Raw genomic sequence first — 16,432 nt, 5'->3', positions numbered from 1 at the left:
CGGAATGGCAATTTTCTTTTTAGACGCCCTTTATCCCGGATAACCGCAGTGCAATATGGTTTTGTTGATGACTGCGCACGATCTCTCGAGCGTCATTCAAACCGACTCGCATTACAAACGCCTTTCATCTGTCCGCCAAAACGCAAGAAATCGGGCTAACCCCGTATAAAGGAAAACCCGAATGGCATTATTCGGCGATTCTCAGCGCCGCGTTTGCGCCTGCGCGGTTATTGCGCGCGGGTGATGAACCACACGCCGTTTTGACGTCATTTCGACACGCCGGTAGGTGGCGTGGCGCGCATTTATTGCGCGGCGGCGAGGATCCGCAGCGCGCGGTCCAGTACCGGTTTGTCGACCATCTTGCCGTCCACCGCGATGGCCGCGCCCTTGGCGGCAGCGGCCTGATCGACCACGCGCCGCGCCCAGGCGAGGGCGTTTGCCGACGGCGCCAGCGCCGCGTGAACGCCGGACACCTGATTCGGGTGGATCAGCAGTTTGGCGCCGAAGCCGAATCGGCGGCCCCGCGCGGTGTCCGCGGCAAGCGCCTCGGCATCGCCGATGGCGGTGCAGACGCCATCCACGGGCGCCGGAAGGCCCGCCGCACGGGAGGCGGCGACGATCGCGCTGCGGAAATAATCGAGCGGCGCGCCATCGTCCGCCACGTCGAGGTCGGCCATGAGGTCGATGCTGCCGAACAACAGACGCTCGACGCCGGGCGCCCGGGCCACGGCACGCAGGTCGTCAAATCCGGCTGCCGATTCCAGTAACGCCAGGCAAGCGGTATCGGGCAAGAGCGACCGCATGGCGCGCAATGCCGGGGGATCCGCCTTGGGCAGCACCACTGCGGACACGCCCATCTGCCGGCAAGTGGTGAGATCCGCTTCGAACCAAGCCGTATCCGCGCCGTTCACACGGACCAGCAACGCCACGCCGGCGGCGTCAGCCTGAGGACGGAGGTCTGCCCATGCCGGGGCGAGCGCGGCACGGGCCGCATCCTTGTCGTCCGGCGCCACCGCGTCTTCGAGATCGACGATCACGGCGTCCGGGCCCGCCGCAATCGCCTTGCCGATGCGGTCCGGGCGCGAGGCGGGGACAAATAGATAGCTGCGCGGGTGGTTGCGGGCGGCCATCTCAGACCACCTCGCCGTCGTGCAGGCGGGCAATGGCCTCTTGCGAATAGCCCAGTTCAGCAAGGATGGCATCGGTATGCTGGCCGACCGCCGGTACGGGGTTCATGCAGGCGTCGGTCTGACCAGGCGGCAGCAGCGCCGGTATCGGGCCGACGGGCGAGTCGATCGTGCGCCAGCGGTCCCGCGCGGCGAGCTGCGGATGCTGCCAGACGTCCGCCATCGTATTGACGTTGGCGTTGGCGATCTTCGCGCTTTCCAGCCGTTCGACGACCTGCTCCGCGGTGAGCCGCGAGAACGCCTCGACGATATGGGCGCGCAACGGGGCGCGGTTGGCGCTGCGCAGCGAATTGCTCGAGAAGTCCGGATGCGTCGCCAGCGCGGGCTCGCCGAGCACGGCGTCGCAGAAAACCGCCCATTCGCGCTCGTTCTGCAGGCCAAGCATCACGGTCTTGCCGTCGCCGGTCGGGAACGGGCCGTAGGGATAGATCGTGGCGTGCGCCGCACCCGCGCGCGGCGGCGGTGCCGCGCCTTCGAACGCGTAGTACATCGGGAAGCTCATCCACTCGACCATCGATTCGAGCATCGATACGTCGATGCGCTTGCCGCGCCCCGTCTGCCCGCGCTCGATCAGCGCGGCGAGGATATTGCTGTATGCATACATGCCGGCGGCGATATCGGCCACCGACGCGCCTGCCTTGACGCCCTCCTCCGGCGTGCCCGTCACCGACACGAAGCCGGATTCGCTCTGCACGAGCAGGTCGTAGGCCTTCTTGTCGCGATAGGGGCCATCGCCGCCGTAACCGGAGATATCACAGACGATCAGGCGTGGATACCGCTCGGAAAGCGTTTCGAAGTCGAGCCCGAGGCGGGCGGACGCGCCGGGGGCGAGGTTCTGGACGAGCACGTCCGTCTTGGCCAGCAACGCCTCCAGCAGCGGCGCGGCCTCGGGGGACTTGACGTCGAGCGACAGGCTCTCTTTGGAGCGGTTGGTCCAGACGAAGTGCGACGACAGCCCGCGCACGCGCGAGTCGTAGGCGCGCGCGAAGTCGCCCGGGCCCGGCCGCTCGATCTTGATCACCCGGGCACCGAGGTCCGCCAGCTGGCGCGTGCAGAAGGGTGCGGCGATGGCCTGCTCGAGGGAGACGACCGTGATGCACTCCAGGGGCCGGGCGGGCCGGGAGGACTGAGCGGCCTGAGGGGACTGAGGGGACTGAGCGGACTGAGGGGACTGAGCTTGACTTGCGGCTTGCGACATGGCGGCGGGAATGAGCGGCTGTTCGATGCCGCCCATCTTCCCGCCAAACCCCGCCGCTGTGAACTTGCGATTGCGGAAGGGTCGGTAAGGCTACGCAATAGCCTGCCCGTCCCCAGGCATGGCGATCAGCGCCGGAACACCAGACTGAAGTTGTTGGCCGGCATCGGCAACTGCGCCTCGCACGTCAGCCCGTGCGCCGCGCCGAGCTCGATGACGGTCTCCATGTCGCGCACGCCCCACGTCGCATTCGCCGCGCGCAGCTGCTCGTCGAATGCGGCATTGGTCGGCGCCGTATGCGCGCCGTTGCGGCGGTAAGGGCCATAGAGGAACAGCACGCCGCCGCTGTCGAGCACGCGGCCGGCGCCCGCGAAGAGCGCCTCCGTCGCGGTCCATGGCGAGATATGGATCATGTTGATGCAGACGATCGCATCCGCGCGCTCGATGCCCCATGGCTCGCGATGCACGTCGAGCGCGAGCGGCGCGCGCACGTTGGACAACCCCGCATGCGCGATCCAGGCGGCGATCGAGTCGCGGGAGGTGGCATCGGGATCGCTCGGCTGCCAGTCCAGGCCCTGCAATGCCCCGGCAAAGTGCACGGCATGCTGCCCGGTTCCGCTTGCGATCTCGAGCACGGTGCCGGTGGCGGGCAACACCTCGCGCAGCACGGCGAGAATCGGTTCGCGGTTGCGTTCGGTGGCGGGCGCCATGCGACGGGCGTCCAGATTCTGAGCGGTCATGGGAAGAAAGTGTGGGGGATTCGGGCACCGGTCCGGCACCAGATCGCAAGCGTAACAAAATCCGCGCCTGCTGAGGTCACCCTCCCTTTGCCGACTTGCGTCCGCAACGTTCTTTCCCGACAAATCGCTAAACAACCGGCGACGCGCCCCCGTCCACGTTGATCGCTGTCCCCGCGATATACGACGCGAGGTCCGACGCGAGGAAGCAGGCGATCGACGCGAACTCGTCCGCGCGCCCCACGCGTCCCGCGGGAATATCGGCGCCCATCTCCGCGAGCACCGCGTCGAGATTTACACCGGTCTTCTCCGCCTTCCGCGCCCACTGGTCGCTTTCGATGCGGCCGACGAGCAAGGCGTTGACGAGCACACCGAAGGGTGCGCCCTCTTTCGACAGCGCCTTGGTCAGCGCCATACCCGCCGCGCGCGATGCGGTGGTCGGCAACGAGTTCAGACCTGGCGCCTTCGCGCCGGTGTTCAGCACGTTGATGATGCGGCCCCAGCGCCTTTCCTTCATCTGCGGCCACACGAGCCGGGTAAGCCGGATCGCTGCGAACAGCTTGAGGTCGAGGTCGGCCTGCCATTCTTCGTCGGTGGTGGCCTCGAACGGGCTCGCGCGCGATACGCCGGCGTTGTTGACGATGATGTCGACCTTGCCGAATGCCTGCATTGCACCGTCGTAAAGCTGCCGCACGCCATCGGCGGTGGACACGTCGCATTGCACCGCGGCGATCTTCGCGCCGTGGGTCTCCGCGAGCGTGCGCCGCGCGGCCTCGAGCGCCTCCGCGCCGCGTGCGGCGATGACGACCTCCGCGCCGCATGCGCTGAACTGCGTGGCCACGGCCAGGCCGAGGCCCTTGCTCGCGCCGGTCACGATCGCCGTGCGACCGTTCATCTGGATATCCATGTCTGCCCTCTTCCCACGGTAGTCGGTGCCGCAAGGATACTGCGCCATCCGTGTCGCCGCTCCGCGGCCGCCTCGCACGGCCGCCTTTGACGACGTTACACTGCAGGCTTCACACCGGTTTCTCCGTGCTGTCTTGCCAACCTAGTCTTGCCCACCCAGTCTTGCCCACCTATACGCTTGCCTCCCCGGTCCACGCGGAAATCGACATCCGCAAGAGCCGCTTCATTGCCCAGGCCGTTCCCGTCGCCGATCGCGATGCCGCCATGGCCGAGATCGAGCGGCTACGCGCGTTGCATCCCACCGCGACGCATGTCTGCTGGGCGCTGCTGGCAGGCGGGCAGTCGGGCATGTCCGACGATGGCGAGCCGTCCGGCACGGCGGGACGGCCGATTCTCGAAGTGCTGCGGCACCATGACCTCGACGGCGTGCTGGCGACCGTGGTGCGCTACTACGGTGGCGTGAAGCTCGGCGCGGGCGGGCTCGTGCGCGCCTATACCGATGCGATTGCGGGCGCGCTCAAGCAGGCCGAGCGGATCGAGCGCATCGCGTATGCGACCCTGGTCATCGAGGTCGACTATGCCGACGAGCCGCGCGTGCGCCGGTGGCTCGAACAGTCGGCTGCGCAGGGCTGCTCGCTCGCGGATACCGCGTATGGCGCGTTGGCCCGGCTCGAGATCAAGCTGCCGGCGGCGATGCGTGCGGAAGCGATTGACACGCTGCGCGACGCCACGCATGGCCGGGCGTGCTTTCCGGACGATGGCGATGGTGGCGATGGCGATGTCTGACGATCGTACCTACCACGCCACCGTGCTGCCCGTCGGCACGACGTTTGAAGCGCCGGCCGATCTGAGCCTGCTGGAGGCCGCGCTGCTCGACGGCATGCGTCTGCCGAGCTCCTGCCGCAACGGCACCTGTCGTGCCTGCCTCAGCATGCTGCACGCGGGCAGCGTGCGATATCGGATCGAATGGCCGGGACTGAGTCTCGACGAGAAGGAAGACGGGTTTATCCTGCCGTGCGTGGCTTGCCCGACTTCCGATGTTGCCTTCGAGCCCGTCGGCACGACCTAGGCAGCGCCGCGTCCGTTTACCGAGAAGAAGCGCAGCGCGATCTTGAGGGCATCCGGTCCGGTCGGATCGGAGAATGCCTGTCCGGGCGCGCCGCCGCTCCATGCATGGCGCAGCCCTTCGACCTTGACGAGGCGCAGGAAGGGATGCGGTGTCGATGAAGCGCCGGTCTGTCCGCGGGGTTGCTCGCCGAGTGCCTGCCCGCCGCGCGTCTGCCAATCGAATACCTCTATCGCGCGACGCGTCCCACGGCGGATGCGTCTGACGGGCAGCGGTTCGGCGGCCGCACCGTCCGACGGCATCAGCTCGAGCCATAGCGCCGCCGCGCCCGTGGCGCTGTCGTAGGTCACCACCGGGTCTTCGTCGCCATGGAGCAGCACGAGCGGCGGCGGACGGCGCCCGGCGAGCGCCAGTCTGGCGGCGCCCGCATCGGCCACCCGCTCGCCGCGCATGGCGCGCGCGGCCTGCGTCGCGTTGGTGGCGCTATACGGCGCCGCGCCCGAGTGCGAGGCGATGGCGGCAAAGCGATCCGGATAGCGCAGGCCCAGCAACATCGCCATGGCGCCGCCCGCGGAGAGGCCCATCGCGCAGACGCGATCGGCCAGCACGGCGTAGCGGCGGGAGACATGGTCGACCATGGACATCAGCAATGCGGCTTCGGCCGCGCCGCGCGTGGACGGTGTGAACCACTGCCAGCAGCGTTGCGCGTTGGCTTGTACAGATTGCTCGGGCATCAGCACGATCCATCGCGCGTCGCGCGCGATGGAAGCCACCCGCGTGCTGGCGGCGAAACTGGCGGCGTCCTGCCCACAGCCGTGCAGCAGGACGAGCAGTGGCGCGGGTCGTGCCGCGCTGACACCTGGCGGCACATATAGCCGATAGCGGCGCTGCGTGTGGCCGAGTCCGAAGCCGAAGCCCCACAGGCCCTCTTCCCACACACCGCCTGTACCGCCTTTGCGCGTGATGGGCGGGCGCGCGGGCGTGGCCACGCCAGACAGCGCCTGCCGCGCGGCAGTGCCCATCGCCTTGCCGACCGCGGTGCTCTGCTCGCGCGCCGTGCGCAGGACCGAATCCGTGACGCTGCGTTGCAGCCGGCGCGCGCTGCGCGCGGCCTGCTTGCCCAGCGTGGTCCACAGTTTGGTGCTGCCTGTGCGCCGCTTCATGCCGACTCGCCTCCCTTGCCGTGCCTACCACGGTTGCCGATCCGCCAATCCGTGATCGTGCACTAGTTTGCGGAAGCAATGTGTCAGCTATTTGCGGCGTCCGTCGTCAGAGGATGCCGCGCAGGGCCAGTTCGCCGCCGAGGATCAGCAGGCCGGAGAAAAATAGTTTGCGGAACCGTTCCGCGCTAATGCGGTGGCGCAGCCATTGGCCGAGGAACATCCCGCCGAGCGCGGGTACGAGGGCGAGGGCCGACGTCCAGAGCACCGGGGTGTGCAGCAGCTCGCCATTCATCGCCAGACCGATGGCCAGCGCGATGGTGGAGATCGAGAACGACAGGCCGAGTGCCTGTACAAGGCTTTCCCTGTCCAGTCCGAGGCCTTGCAGATAGGGCACGGCGGGAATCACGAACACGCCGGTCACGGCGGTGATGGCACCGGTCACGAAGCCGACGATTGGCGCGAGCCAGCGCTCGGCGCGCGGCGGCACGTTGAGCTTGACCGCGGCGAGCCCCATCAATGCGTAGATCACGAGTGCCACGCCGAGCGCGGGCGTTGCGTTCGCCATCATCTTCGCCGGCACGAGCGCGGCGCAGGCGATCGTGCCCGCGCAGATCATCACGAGCATCGGCCACAGGCGGCGCACCAGCTGGCCGAAGCGCGGGCCGCTGAAGAGCTGGACGATGTTGGTGACCATCGACGGGGCGACGAGCAATGCGGCCGCCTGCGCGGGCGGCATCGTCAGGCCCAGCAGGCCCACGGCAACGGTCGGCAGGCCTAGTCCCACGACGCCCTTGACGAAGCCCGCGAGCAGGAAGGTGAATGCGATGAAGGCGTAGAGTTCGATCGACATGCGCGTTCCTTATTGGCGATCGTGGATGCTGCGGCTGTCGGTGGGCGCCTCGTCGCGCTCTTCCATGCCGTAATCCCGCAGCACCTGCGCCACGCGCAACCGGTACCCGGCAAACACGCCACCGCGTCCCGCCTCCTGTGCGCGGCGATGCTCGAACGTATTCCGCCATGCCATGACCGCCTGCTCGTCTCGGAAGAACGATAGCGAGAGGATCTTTCCCGGCGTGGTCAGGCTCTGGAACCGCTCGACGGAGATAAAGCCGTCGATGGTTTCCAGTATCGGCTTGAGCGTGGCGGCGATGTCCAGATACGCATTTTGCTTGCCCTCGGCGGGTTGGACTTCGAAGATGACGGCGATCATGGGGGCTCCTTGTTGTTATCGGTATGCGCGTCGTGTCAGCGGATGCGGGGAATAATGACACGCGGAGCCGAGGGATGCTTCATGGGGGCATGAAGTGTGGAATGCCTAAGGGCAGGCCTTACACCGTGTCGTCGTCGAATTCGGCGCGCGGGTGCGACCAGAGTAGCGTCAGCAAGACCACGATGACGAACCCGACGGTACGGAGTCGCTCGACGGCGCGTTCCAGTATGTCGTGCATGTCACGCGTCATGCCCATTCGCCCTGCACCGTGCGGAGGGCGTGCCATACGTTCTCGACGGTGGGGCACTTTGCGACATTGCCGAGGTTCATGGCTCGAGGGGATTCCACCACGCCGGTTTGCGCCGGGTCGGTGTCCGTGTAGAGGGCGACCAGCGGCACGTTCAGGGCGTTGGCCAGATGCGTGAGGCCGGTGTCCACGCCGATGACCGCGGTGGCGTGGCCGATGAGCGATGCCGCCTCTTTGATGCAGGCAGGCGGGGCCACGGTCGCGTGGGGAATGGCGGCCGCCAGCCGCTCCGAACGTTGTCGTTCCGTGGCACTGCCCCACGGCAGCACGACCCGGAGGCCCTGTTCGGCATGGAGTCGGCGTCCCAGTGTCGTCCACATCGTCTCGGGCCACGCCTTGGCGACCCGGCTCGTCGCATGCAGCATCACGGCATAGGGCCCCGACTGCAGCCAGGGAGGACGGGGGCCCGCCGTCAGGCCGAAATCCGGAACACCGCTCGTGTGATAGCCAAATGCCGCGGCAAAGAGCCGCCGGTTGCGTTGCACGGCGGACAAGCGCCAGCTCACCGGATGCCTTCGCTGATAAAACAGGCACGCGATGCGTTCGCGGACGCTGCCATGGTCATAGCCCACAACAAGCGGACCGCCCGCAAGCGCGGCAAATGCGGCGCTCTTGAACAACCCCTGGCAATCGAGCACCATCTTCCACGGCGTGTCGCGCAGCTTTCCGCGCAGCGCGCCGAGCTCCCGCCATGTCGCGCGATGCAGCAACTGCGTTCGCCACTGGCGCCAGGCAATGGGAATGACCTCGCTAATCCCGGGATGGAGCGCGGGGATATCCGCGAACGCGGCCTCGGTGAGCCAGCTGATGCGCAGATGCGGGTGATGCGCCTTGAGTTCGGTGATCGCGGGGAGTGTGTGAACGAGGTCGCCCATCGAGGACGTTCGCACGATGAGTACGTTCTGCGCGGCGGCAGGCTGTTGCGTGGCACGGTCGTGATGGCTGGGCATGGGATCGCGAGTGGAAGCGATTCCGGCCTTGGCAACTGCCTATGAATGTGAGCCGGAGACGGGACGAAAATTACCAGTGCCCCGGCCTGTCACATTTGATAAAGATCACATTGCGGGGCGCTCTCGGAGATATGCGATCTGCCTTGGGGTGACAGGCACCGTATGGGCCGAAACTGCCCTAAAGCCGTCCTTGTCCGCCATATCACGAATGGTTAATGCCTGGCGAGAGGTCTAAGCTCGCCAGCACTGCCGCATCAGCTATCCCTTCCAGCCCGATTTCCGGGTCATCAAAAAATCCGACGCGACGCATCAGGATGCCGCCGTGCTCAGCGATAGCCGAAATAAGCGCGAAGTCGGCACGCCAATCTCCAGAGAAGCCTTCCTCCAACGATGGGCGCCAGTGTTCATCGCTGGGAAGCGCAACGAGATAGCAGCAAGCCCCCGCCGTCAACACGGCGGGCAATTTATCGAGGGCGTCGGCCGAGATTTTTGTCATACCAAAGAACTTCAATCCCGCTTCTTCATTTTCCACCAGGCCCGTGACCTCGGGTGGGGATCCGAAATCAATTCCACCCGGTCGCCGTCTGCCTGTCGCACCAAGATGTCTGACAACTCTTGTGTTTGGTTGCCAGGTTGAATCGCCGATCAAAACGAATAGATCGCGAAAAACACCACTTCGACGGAATACATCATTTACATAGTGGATGGATGCGAGCAGTGCTGCGGTAGCATTCCCCTGATTTTTGACCAGATATTCGAATACGCCACGATTTTCCATAACCCCCTCGAACTCGACACTCACATCACCCAATGGTGCGCTCCCGATACTCTTCGGCCTGTCCGAGCGCCGCGCCGTAACAGCCCCACCCAGGCGTTCACCGCTTATCTTGAACCCTCTCTCGCCCGCCAACTGGCTTTCTCCGACGCCACGCCAGGGAAAACGACAAGCCAATTCTCTTAACTTATCTTAACGGAAGCATAGCTTCGCTTTATAAAATCGAGAAAATCCGGATTACTCTCCATATCGATAGCATCCCATGACAACAGATTCCGACGAGCAAGGTTATCCGTAAGTTTTTCTGTACCAACGAAATATAGAATATTCCATATTTCATCGACATTGAAACCTCGGCTGACATCCCCATTGGTCAAATAAGCCACCTTACCTCTATTCAATGTGCGGGAGCTCGGGACGGCGCCGACTACGCAGCACCCTTTGTACCGCACGCGGCTACAGCCGCAAAACGTTCGCTCAAGTTAAAAATAATTACAAATTAATTAATTTTTCAATGAACTCATCAAAACAAACATCAACATAATATACGTATCTCTCCCCCTCTCCTTCCCCCGACACCTCCATGCCATTTTTCCCGATCCCCATATAGAGTTCAGGGACTTGGACTCCCCGAACAGCAAAGCAAAACTCGTGACGCCTTCTATATTCAAACAACTCGTCCAACTGATCATCGGAATAACGATCAAAATACTCATACACCCATTTTATTGAATCGAATATCGACCCTCTATCTTCCACGAATCCCGGGATTCTCTCACCCTGAATATGCTTATTGTTTACGACAAACCAATTTGCGATTTCGTTAAGATCCCAGTAAATATCAACTAGCAATTTCTTGAAGTTGTTGTCTGAAAAATATATTTGTATACGCCCAAGGCGAGCACCCACCGAAAAACCCTGAACAGATGGAATAATTCCACTGGTCGGTGTAAAAACAATATCTAGACACCCCATCACTTTCCCTTGATTAATTTTCCATACTCGGCCCTGGCAATGTCGCCGATTGGCTAGCCGCCGCCGCGCCGGCACACCCGACGATCCCACGCAGTGCCGCGCGTGCGGCTTCGGCCTCGGGTGATCCCTTGTCCTTCCTGCCGCACCGCGTGGCACTCGGCGCGCGGGATGGTCCCGCCGCGGGCTGCAGGTGCGCTGATGGCGGCGGCGCGCTCGCGGGATTCTTTGCCGTTGCCAAACTAACGTCGGCCAAGTGCGGCATTAACAAACGGCTGAGGCCCCGCGATGAAAGTAATATCCACTTCGCCAGGGCGAACAACTATCCCCGTCATAGGCAGAGTAAAGAGGACACAGTCATCTAAATTCAGCGCATACCAGTCTGGGCTTTGAAACGTTTCGACTCCTGTCTTGTCCGCAGTGAATTCATGCGCCAACACAGTGCTTCGATTTGAAATCAGTTCGGTAACACTAACCACAAGAAATGTGGCATTTTCGCTTCCCTGGAATGCGAGCCCGATGTTCTCTGCATCATTACCGAAGAGCGATTTATCGTCAATCTCGCCCACGATCCAGGATCGTTGCTTCATAACGGATTTCTGCAGAATACCGCTTTCCGAGAAAAAGCTGCGAAGTATCGCCAACTCATATCCCGAAACAGGGCAGCTTCTATTTCTCTCCATACCGTATCTCCTCGGTTGTTCTGCCGCTGGAACTCTGAAATTCAATCGTGGTGCGACCGTCCTTGCTAGGACGCAATATGACTTTACTCCCGTCGTCGAGCGTTCCCATCACTACCTCTCCTCGTGGAGTTCTAACGGTTCTCACCTCCGTGGGACTAAGCGCATTGAAATCTCTTTGTGCCGTATCTGGGGTTCCGCTCCATTACATTTGACCACTCCCCGGCAATCTAGGAATGTCAGCAACATCCCAATTCACTGGAAAAGATTTTATGGACGTGAAATCCACTTTCCATATGTCTATTTCGCATGGAATATGTTCCCTATTGACGAAGAGCGTAGCCAAGACGAGCCCCCCATCCGAGTCGAATGATTGCGCAGTCGAGACCATTTCTTTATGTGTGCTGCTCTGATAATCGGGAGGCACCTCGGCTACCAACTGAGAACTTCCCATCCCTCCATCGCCCAGACTCTGCACCATTACGCCTTCTAAGTTGTCAGGAAGGTCAACTCGCTCGGCGATCCCGCAAAGGAATTTCAGAAGAGATGCTTCCGCGCTAGATATAGCTCTCATTTTTCGCCTCGCACTGTGATCCGGCCAACGTTTATGCCTTGAACTGCGGGAACACTCCGCGCATTGCGGCCGCATACTCTTTCACCAAATTCGCCTGCGTAGTGCGTTAGCCATTGCTGGGCGAAAGCAAAAGGGTCCATGGCAATGCCGAGGCGCCGATGGCCTGCATGGCAGGCGGGAAGTCTTTTGGGACTTCGAGCTGGAATTGCGTGATGCGAAAGCGGGGGGCTTCCTGTGGCAAGGTCGGGTACTCAGCCCGCGCGATGGCCTCGCCGCGGACGGCGGGCGCATTGATCGCGGCGGCAAGTTCGCGGGATTCTTGTTGTTGGCGCGTGCGTTGGTCTTGTTCGGCGTTAGTCAATGCGGCGGATTGACTGGGGGGCGGTAGGCCCTGGGTGTTTCCCTTGGATACGTAGAGGTTCGCCGCAATCGCAATCGCCATTGCGAGGGGAGATCGATTGTGAGACATAAAGGATGATGCACCAATGACCGAGCCGCGGTGTTGTCCACGGATCTTCTTTCTCGTTTATATGGGATTAGCATGCGTCCGAAGCAGGACCCTTCCTTCTTTGAGCATCAGCCTTTATCTTCATCGGGCTTTACTGCAGGTGTGGCTTGCGTCTTTTCATTATTATCCTGATATGTTCGCTTGGCTTTTTTCCAATCTGGCTCTCCGAAAACCCATAGTCCAGACAACTGTGCACGCGCGGAAAAATATCCCACTGACATTAGCAATAATCCAAGCAAAATCAGGAAGATCCCTACCCATCTCGGCCTAACATCAAACCATGCAGCAGCAAAGAACATGGAGAATCCGATGACATACGCAAGCGTCTGCGACAGAGCAGTGAAATTTCCATTTCTAAAAAATCGGCTCAACGAATAATTGTTCACGATCCACTTTCACGTTATTTTCGTAATCGAATTTTTCGGAGTTACCTCAACCATTCCTCCACCAAGGTCCCATTTCGCGAAGAGGACGACCCAATATTCCGGCCTTTCTTAACGGCGACGGAAGGAAAATCAGCAAGTAGATTCCCACTAAGACAGCCGTTGGACAAAACACCAATAACATGCTTTCTCGCTCACCTAATCCAACTATTTTCTGTGCTACCCCGGCGAAAACCATCCCCCAAAAAATCGCCCCAACTGACGCAGCACCGCCAACCACAATACTGATCTTCAATGCGAATAAGATTTTCATCCAATTCATTTTTATTCTAGCCTCGGATGATTCCGTTAAATGCGTAGAGGGCCGCCCCAATCGCCATTGCAGTTGCGCGCACCCCAACCGCGACACTCAAATCCTATTCAACCAATGTAAAATATAACATTAAGTTAATGCAAAACCCTCGTAAATTATGTTCGCTTGTCCTTTTTCCAGCCCGCTTCTCCGAAAACCCATAGGCGAGACAGCTGGGCACGCGCAGAAAAATATCCCACTGACATTAGCAAGAATCCAAGCAAAAACAGGACGACCCCCAACCATCGCGGCCTACCATCAAACCATGCAAACATGGAAAATCCGATGATATACGTAAGCGTCTGCGACGGAGCAGTGAAATTTACATTCCTGAAAAAATCGTTCCCACTAATAATCGTTAACGTCTATTTTCACCTATTTTCGCAATCAAGTTTCTTAACGCATGCTCCGCAGAGGCGCCTTAAGCCCTGCCGAGCTTCAAAGTCTCCGCCGCCGGCCAGTTACTGTTTCGCCAGAAATTCATCGACGTGCTCCGCCAGAAGGCAGAGATCCGCATAAGCAGCCAAGGCAAAATCGGGGAAGCGCTGTGCAATATAGCTCCTCGCGTCCGGCGCGCGCCGTTCCCTTCAGCCACAGATTGCATTTCGTCTACGAACACAGGCTGAATAATCCAGTTGGTACCCGGGAGCGAATGACGGTCATGTCCGACGATGCTCCATTTAATGCCCCCCCTCATACGCCTGCAGAGCTGATCGCAAACGCTTGATTAGCAAATCTTCTCCCGACGTCACTCTAAAAGAAGTGAAGGGCGCCGAGGTCGAGTGATCCTCTCTGATGGATTCACCACGCTTTAACTTTACAAACACGATCCTTGGCTGGAATTTCTTCCATTCCAACGTACAAAATCTCTCTATTACTTGGAGAAGTTCATCCCCATTAGCAAGCACAATCATTTGGTACCGTCACTTACACCAATTACCGAATCTAATCACCTTTTGTAATCGGGTTACCTAACATTGAGCAGAAGACTGTGACACCTTAGCATTCGCGCTGGATGCATAGAGGATGACCGCGATCGTCGTTGCGGGCGCAAGGGGGAAAGGGATTGTGAGACATATAGGGTGATGCGCCAGTGACCGAACCGCGGTGTTACTCAATTTCAAAATTTATTTTGATATTAAGACAAATCTGTCAAATTACCGTAATTACGGATTCCGTAAGTTACCCCAAAATAATTCCTTTTTATTGCATACGGATACTTTCCGCATTATCAAAAAATTTTTTATACGCTTCATTCACGACACCCTGGAACTCCCCGATCTTCATAACGACTTCGCCAAGCCAATTTTTTTCCCCATCCTCACCGTACACCAACTTTCCCTGTTGACCCCACTCAATCAAGAAAATGTTGTATCCATCATCAGACAGACTTACCGGTGATGCAAGGTGCTTGTAATCGCTATCCTCTACTTGTGAGTTTTCTTCCGGAAACGCCTTTTTGTAGATCTCTTCATAGCCCTCTTTACTTGGAAGATGGAACAAATGCTCGTCTACTGGCGGGATGCTCATACACGGAAGTCGCCTCAATGCAACGAGATCGGTCCCGATGGTAGATTTAGTAGAATAAAGCAAAGATCCTTTAAAAAAATAGGCAAAGCATCCATTTTTAAATGTGCCACTCGACCATGATTCCACCGAGTCACACCAAATTGCAAAGGTATTTGGATCCCCAAACAGCATTTACTTCCCCTTAAATCCCAGTGTTCGCCTCACTTTCGGGGTAAAACGTCTACGTACCACCCTTCGTACTGCATGCGACTACAGCTGTAACCGTTTGTAACGACACTTTCGGGGCGAAGCGTAGAGGATGTGTAAAGGGTTTTACACCCTACTTTTTGGGGTAGCTAAGCCAACTTTGATCCACAAATCCTCAACGCCCGCAAGAGAATACGACCGTAAAGCCGCGCTGAATATGGCAATAGAGCCATTTTTCCGATGTAGAAATAGATGCTATTTTTTTGATATAAAAAATATTTACATCAGATCTAAGTGTCAGCCGAGCACAACGCTTTTACCGCCCAAGCCACCCCGGCAACTGCGCCACAAGAAACAACGTCGCGCCGATCAGGCCGCCGACGAGGGTGCCGTTCATGCGGATGTATTGCAGGTCCTTTCCCACGTTGAGTTCGATCTGTCGTGACATGTCGCGCGCGTTCCAGCTGCGGACGGTGGCGCTGATGTGGCGCGTGATGAAGTCCGCGAAGTCGGGGGCCATCTGGCTCGCCGCGTCGCGGAGGTGTTGGTTGATCGAATGGCGCAGGGACGCGTTGCGGGCGAGTTCTTCGCCGATCCATTGCCCCGCGGCCACGACCCGTCGATAGACGGAGGAGTCCTCGTGCGTCAGGTCTTCCTTGAGGCGTTCGCGCCAGTCGTTCCATAGCTCGCCGATATAGGCATGCAGCGCCGGATGTTCCCGCAGGTACCGCTTGATATCGTTGGCCTTCTCATGGAATGCGGCATCCTCGCGCAGGCGATGGATCAGGTTGCGCGTGACCTCGTCGAACTTCTTCCGTAGCGCGTGGCTGTCGTCCTGCTCCACCTGCGTCAGGATGCGCAGCAGCGCGGCCGCGACCATGTCGGCGCCGCGGTTGCCGATCCATTCGGTGGGCAACACCTTCTCTTTCGTCGGATGCTCCGCCTTGAGCCATTCGACGATGCGCGCGGCGATAAGCTGTCGCGTGTTCGGCTCCTTCAGCAGCGCGACCAGATGCGTGATCGACTCTTTCAGCAGCGCCTGATGACGGTTGTCGCGGGTGAGCATGTCAAGGATGTCCGCCGCGGTCTCGGTGAGATCGATGCGGCGTAGCACCGCATCGACGGCCTTGTCCGCGAACCGTCGCATGTCGTCTTCGTCGAGCAGGTCGAGCAGACCGCGCAGAAACTTTGCCACCGCGTCGCCCATCTTGCGCGTGTTCTCCGCCGAGACCAGCCAGTTCGCCACCGCCTGCGCCGGGTTGTGTCGATCGATCAGTGCGATGAGCGAGTCCTTGTCGAGGAATTTCTCCTTCACGAAGACGGCGAGCCCATCGGCGATATCGTCGCGCTTGCGGATGATGATGTTCGTATGGCCAGACAGCCCGGGAATCGGGATGCGCCGGAACAGGGCGGCCACCGCGAACCAGTCGGCCAGACCGCCCACCATCGCGGCTTCCGCGGCGGCGCGGATCCAGTCGGTGGCGAGGCTATGCGGCATGAACAGCGTGCCGGCGAAGATGCCGGCCGCTGCAATCAACAGGCCGGTGGCACGGCGCTTGGCCTTGCCGAGTTCCCGCGCCTGCGCCATGCCGTTCGAGTCGTGAGAGTGAGGTGTGTGCATGCGGCTATTGTCGTCCAAAGGTCGTTCAATAGGCGGACGCCTCCCAGCCCATATAGCGAAACCGGCTATTCACATGCCAAATCGGCAGTTCGGGATCGACGACGGCGGCCGTACGATGCAGGACTCCGGT

The 16,432-nt window shown here is 60.3% G+C and carries 18 protein-coding genes; 2 read left to right on the top strand and 16 right to left on the bottom strand.

Features of this window, described 5'->3' with window-relative positions; genetic code table 11:
• Nucleotides 1-302: 302 nt before the first annotated feature.
• From KHP16_RS26805 to KHP16_RS26790, 4 genes are all read right to left on the bottom strand, one after another.
• The gene (locus KHP16_RS26805; protein ID WP_211961509.1) at nucleotides 303-1,130 is read right to left on the bottom strand and encodes an HpcH/HpaI aldolase/citrate lyase family protein; all 828 of its coding nucleotides are present in this window, start codon (nucleotides 1,128-1,130) and stop codon (nucleotides 303-305) included.
• A gap of 1 nt (nucleotide 1,131) precedes the next feature.
• A complete protein-coding gene (locus tag KHP16_RS26800) occupies nucleotides 1,132-2,421 on the bottom strand; it encodes a CaiB/BaiF CoA transferase family protein (protein WP_244836072.1) in 1,290 nt (429 codons plus the stop codon).
• Between the two features lie 89 nt (nucleotides 2,422-2,510).
• Nucleotides 2,511-3,122, bottom strand: a complete 612-nt coding sequence (locus KHP16_RS26795) for a DUF938 domain-containing protein (RefSeq protein ID WP_109585591.1) — start codon at nucleotides 3,120-3,122, stop codon at nucleotides 2,511-2,513.
• 127 nt (nucleotides 3,123-3,249) lie between these two features.
• Nucleotides 3,250-4,014, bottom strand: coding sequence for an SDR family oxidoreductase (locus KHP16_RS26790; RefSeq protein ID WP_244836069.1), 765 nt, complete (start codon nucleotides 4,012-4,014; stop codon nucleotides 3,250-3,252).
• Between the two features lie 173 nt (nucleotides 4,015-4,187).
• On the opposite strand from KHP16_RS26790, the gene KHP16_RS26785 reads away from it, so the two are divergent.
• Nucleotides 4,188-4,811 carry an IMPACT family protein gene (locus KHP16_RS26785; RefSeq protein WP_211961505.1) on the top strand — a complete coding sequence of 208 codons (624 nt, stop codon included), beginning with the start codon at nucleotides 4,188-4,190 and terminating at the stop codon, nucleotides 4,809-4,811.
• The gene (locus tag KHP16_RS26780) at nucleotides 4,798-5,094 is read left to right on the top strand and encodes a 2Fe-2S iron-sulfur cluster-binding protein (RefSeq protein WP_415831421.1); all 297 of its coding nucleotides are present in this window, start codon (nucleotides 4,798-4,800) and stop codon (nucleotides 5,092-5,094) included. The genes KHP16_RS26785 and KHP16_RS26780 overlap by 14 nt, the downstream gene beginning before the upstream one ends.
• Here the strand turns inward: KHP16_RS26780 and KHP16_RS26775 are convergent.
• The 12 genes from KHP16_RS26775 to KHP16_RS26725 all read right to left on the bottom strand — a co-directional run bounded on the left by KHP16_RS26775 (nucleotide 5,091) and on the right by KHP16_RS26725 (nucleotide 16,302).
• The gene (locus KHP16_RS26775; protein WP_211961501.1) at nucleotides 5,091-6,254 is read right to left on the bottom strand and encodes an extracellular catalytic domain type 1 short-chain-length polyhydroxyalkanoate depolymerase; all 1,164 of its coding nucleotides are present in this window, start codon (nucleotides 6,252-6,254) and stop codon (nucleotides 5,091-5,093) included. The two genes, KHP16_RS26780 and KHP16_RS26775, sit on opposite strands and share 4 nt — an antisense overlap.
• Before the next feature lie 106 nt (nucleotides 6,255-6,360).
• The gene (locus tag KHP16_RS26770) at nucleotides 6,361-7,104 is read right to left on the bottom strand and encodes a sulfite exporter TauE/SafE family protein (protein WP_109585595.1); all 744 of its coding nucleotides are present in this window, start codon (nucleotides 7,102-7,104) and stop codon (nucleotides 6,361-6,363) included.
• Between the two features lie 9 nt (nucleotides 7,105-7,113).
• Nucleotides 7,114-7,464, bottom strand: a complete 351-nt coding sequence (locus KHP16_RS26765; protein WP_109585596.1) for an antibiotic biosynthesis monooxygenase family protein — start codon at nucleotides 7,462-7,464, stop codon at nucleotides 7,114-7,116.
• Between the two features lie 246 nt (nucleotides 7,465-7,710).
• The gene (gene waaC / locus KHP16_RS26760; protein WP_211961499.1) at nucleotides 7,711-8,721 is read right to left on the bottom strand and encodes a lipopolysaccharide heptosyltransferase I; all 1,011 of its coding nucleotides are present in this window, start codon (nucleotides 8,719-8,721) and stop codon (nucleotides 7,711-7,713) included.
• Nucleotides 8,722-8,923: 202 nt separating this feature from the next.
• Nucleotides 8,924-9,499: a hypothetical protein gene (locus KHP16_RS26755; protein ID WP_211961498.1), complete on the bottom strand. Its 576-nt coding sequence runs from the start codon at nucleotides 9,497-9,499 to the stop codon at nucleotides 8,924-8,926.
• Nucleotides 9,500-9,988: 489 nt separating this feature from the next.
• Nucleotides 9,989-10,561: a hypothetical protein gene (locus tag KHP16_RS26750; RefSeq protein ID WP_211961496.1), complete on the bottom strand. Its 573-nt coding sequence runs from the start codon at nucleotides 10,559-10,561 to the stop codon at nucleotides 9,989-9,991.
• A 149-nt stretch (nucleotides 10,562-10,710) separates the two neighbouring features.
• On the bottom strand, nucleotides 10,711-11,151 hold the full coding sequence (locus tag KHP16_RS26745; RefSeq protein WP_211961494.1) for a hypothetical protein: 441 nt from the start codon (nucleotides 11,149-11,151) through the stop codon (nucleotides 10,711-10,713).
• A 202-nt stretch (nucleotides 11,152-11,353) separates the two neighbouring features.
• Nucleotides 11,354-11,722 carry a DUF6984 family protein gene (locus tag KHP16_RS28720; protein ID WP_415831420.1) on the bottom strand — a complete coding sequence of 123 codons (369 nt, stop codon included), beginning with the start codon at nucleotides 11,720-11,722 and terminating at the stop codon, nucleotides 11,354-11,356.
• A gap of 106 nt (nucleotides 11,723-11,828) precedes the next feature.
• The gene (locus KHP16_RS26740) at nucleotides 11,829-12,164 is read right to left on the bottom strand and encodes a hypothetical protein (protein ID WP_211961492.1); all 336 of its coding nucleotides are present in this window, start codon (nucleotides 12,162-12,164) and stop codon (nucleotides 11,829-11,831) included.
• Nucleotides 12,165-12,298: 134 nt separating this feature from the next.
• Complete coding sequence (locus tag KHP16_RS26735; protein WP_211961491.1) at nucleotides 12,299-12,616, bottom strand: hypothetical protein; 318 nt, start codon at nucleotides 12,614-12,616, stop codon at nucleotides 12,299-12,301.
• 1,552 nt (nucleotides 12,617-14,168) lie between these two features.
• Nucleotides 14,169-14,666 carry an immunity 42 family protein gene (locus tag KHP16_RS26730; protein WP_211961490.1) on the bottom strand — a complete coding sequence of 166 codons (498 nt, stop codon included), beginning with the start codon at nucleotides 14,664-14,666 and terminating at the stop codon, nucleotides 14,169-14,171.
• A gap of 331 nt (nucleotides 14,667-14,997) precedes the next feature.
• Nucleotides 14,998-16,302, bottom strand: coding sequence for a DUF445 domain-containing protein (locus KHP16_RS26725; protein ID WP_415831419.1), 1,305 nt, complete (start codon nucleotides 16,300-16,302; stop codon nucleotides 14,998-15,000).
• Nucleotides 16,303-16,432: the final 130 nt, after the last annotated feature.

Source organism: Cupriavidus plantarum, from assembly GCF_905397285.1.
GTDB lineage: Bacteria > Pseudomonadota > Gammaproteobacteria > Burkholderiales > Burkholderiaceae > Cupriavidus > Cupriavidus plantarum.
Note: the sequence above shows the minus strand (reverse complement) of the source record. Positions and strands in the feature narration are given on the sequence as shown.

Excerpts from the sequence above, each read along its gene's own strand:
- KHP16_RS26740 (WP_211961492.1), bottom strand. The coding sequence starts at position 12,164 with ATGGCGATTGCGATTGCGGCGAACCTCTACGTATCCAAGGGAAACACC.
- KHP16_RS26730 (WP_211961490.1), bottom strand. The coding sequence starts at position 14,666 with ATGCTGTTTGGGGATCCAAATACCTTTGCAATTTGGTGTGACTCGGTG.
- KHP16_RS26790 (WP_244836069.1), bottom strand. The coding sequence starts at position 4,014 with ATGAACGGTCGCACGGCGATCGTGACCGGCGCGAGCAAGGGCCTCGGC.
- KHP16_RS26725 (WP_415831419.1), bottom strand. The coding sequence starts at position 16,302 with ATGCACACACCTCACTCTCACGACTCGAACGGCATGGCGCAGGCGCGG.
- KHP16_RS26755 (WP_211961498.1), bottom strand. The coding sequence starts at position 9,499 with ATGGAAAATCGTGGCGTATTCGAATATCTGGTCAAAAATCAGGGGAAT.
- KHP16_RS26795 (WP_109585591.1), bottom strand. The coding sequence starts at position 3,122 with ATGACCGCTCAGAATCTGGACGCCCGTCGCATGGCGCCCGCCACCGAA.
- KHP16_RS26805 (WP_211961509.1), bottom strand. The coding sequence starts at position 1,130 with ATGGCCGCCCGCAACCACCCGCGCAGCTATCTATTTGTCCCCGCCTCG.
- KHP16_RS26800 (WP_244836072.1), bottom strand. The coding sequence starts at position 2,421 with ATGGGCGGCATCGAACAGCCGCTCATTCCCGCCGCCATGTCGCAAGCC.
- waaC (WP_211961499.1), bottom strand. The coding sequence starts at position 8,721 with ATGCCCAGCCATCACGACCGTGCCACGCAACAGCCTGCCGCCGCGCAG.
- KHP16_RS26745 (WP_211961494.1), bottom strand. The coding sequence starts at position 11,151 with ATGGAGAGAAATAGAAGCTGCCCTGTTTCGGGATATGAGTTGGCGATA.
- KHP16_RS26765 (WP_109585596.1), bottom strand. The coding sequence starts at position 7,464 with ATGATCGCCGTCATCTTCGAAGTCCAACCCGCCGAGGGCAAGCAAAAT.
- KHP16_RS26775 (WP_211961501.1), bottom strand. The coding sequence starts at position 6,254 with ATGAAGCGGCGCACAGGCAGCACCAAACTGTGGACCACGCTGGGCAAG.
- KHP16_RS26780 (WP_415831421.1), top strand. The coding sequence starts at position 4,798 with ATGGCGATGTCTGACGATCGTACCTACCACGCCACCGTGCTGCCCGTC.
- KHP16_RS26770 (WP_109585595.1), bottom strand. The coding sequence starts at position 7,104 with ATGTCGATCGAACTCTACGCCTTCATCGCATTCACCTTCCTGCTCGCG.
- KHP16_RS28720 (WP_415831420.1), bottom strand. The coding sequence starts at position 11,722 with ATGAGAGCTATATCTAGCGCGGAAGCATCTCTTCTGAAATTCCTTTGC.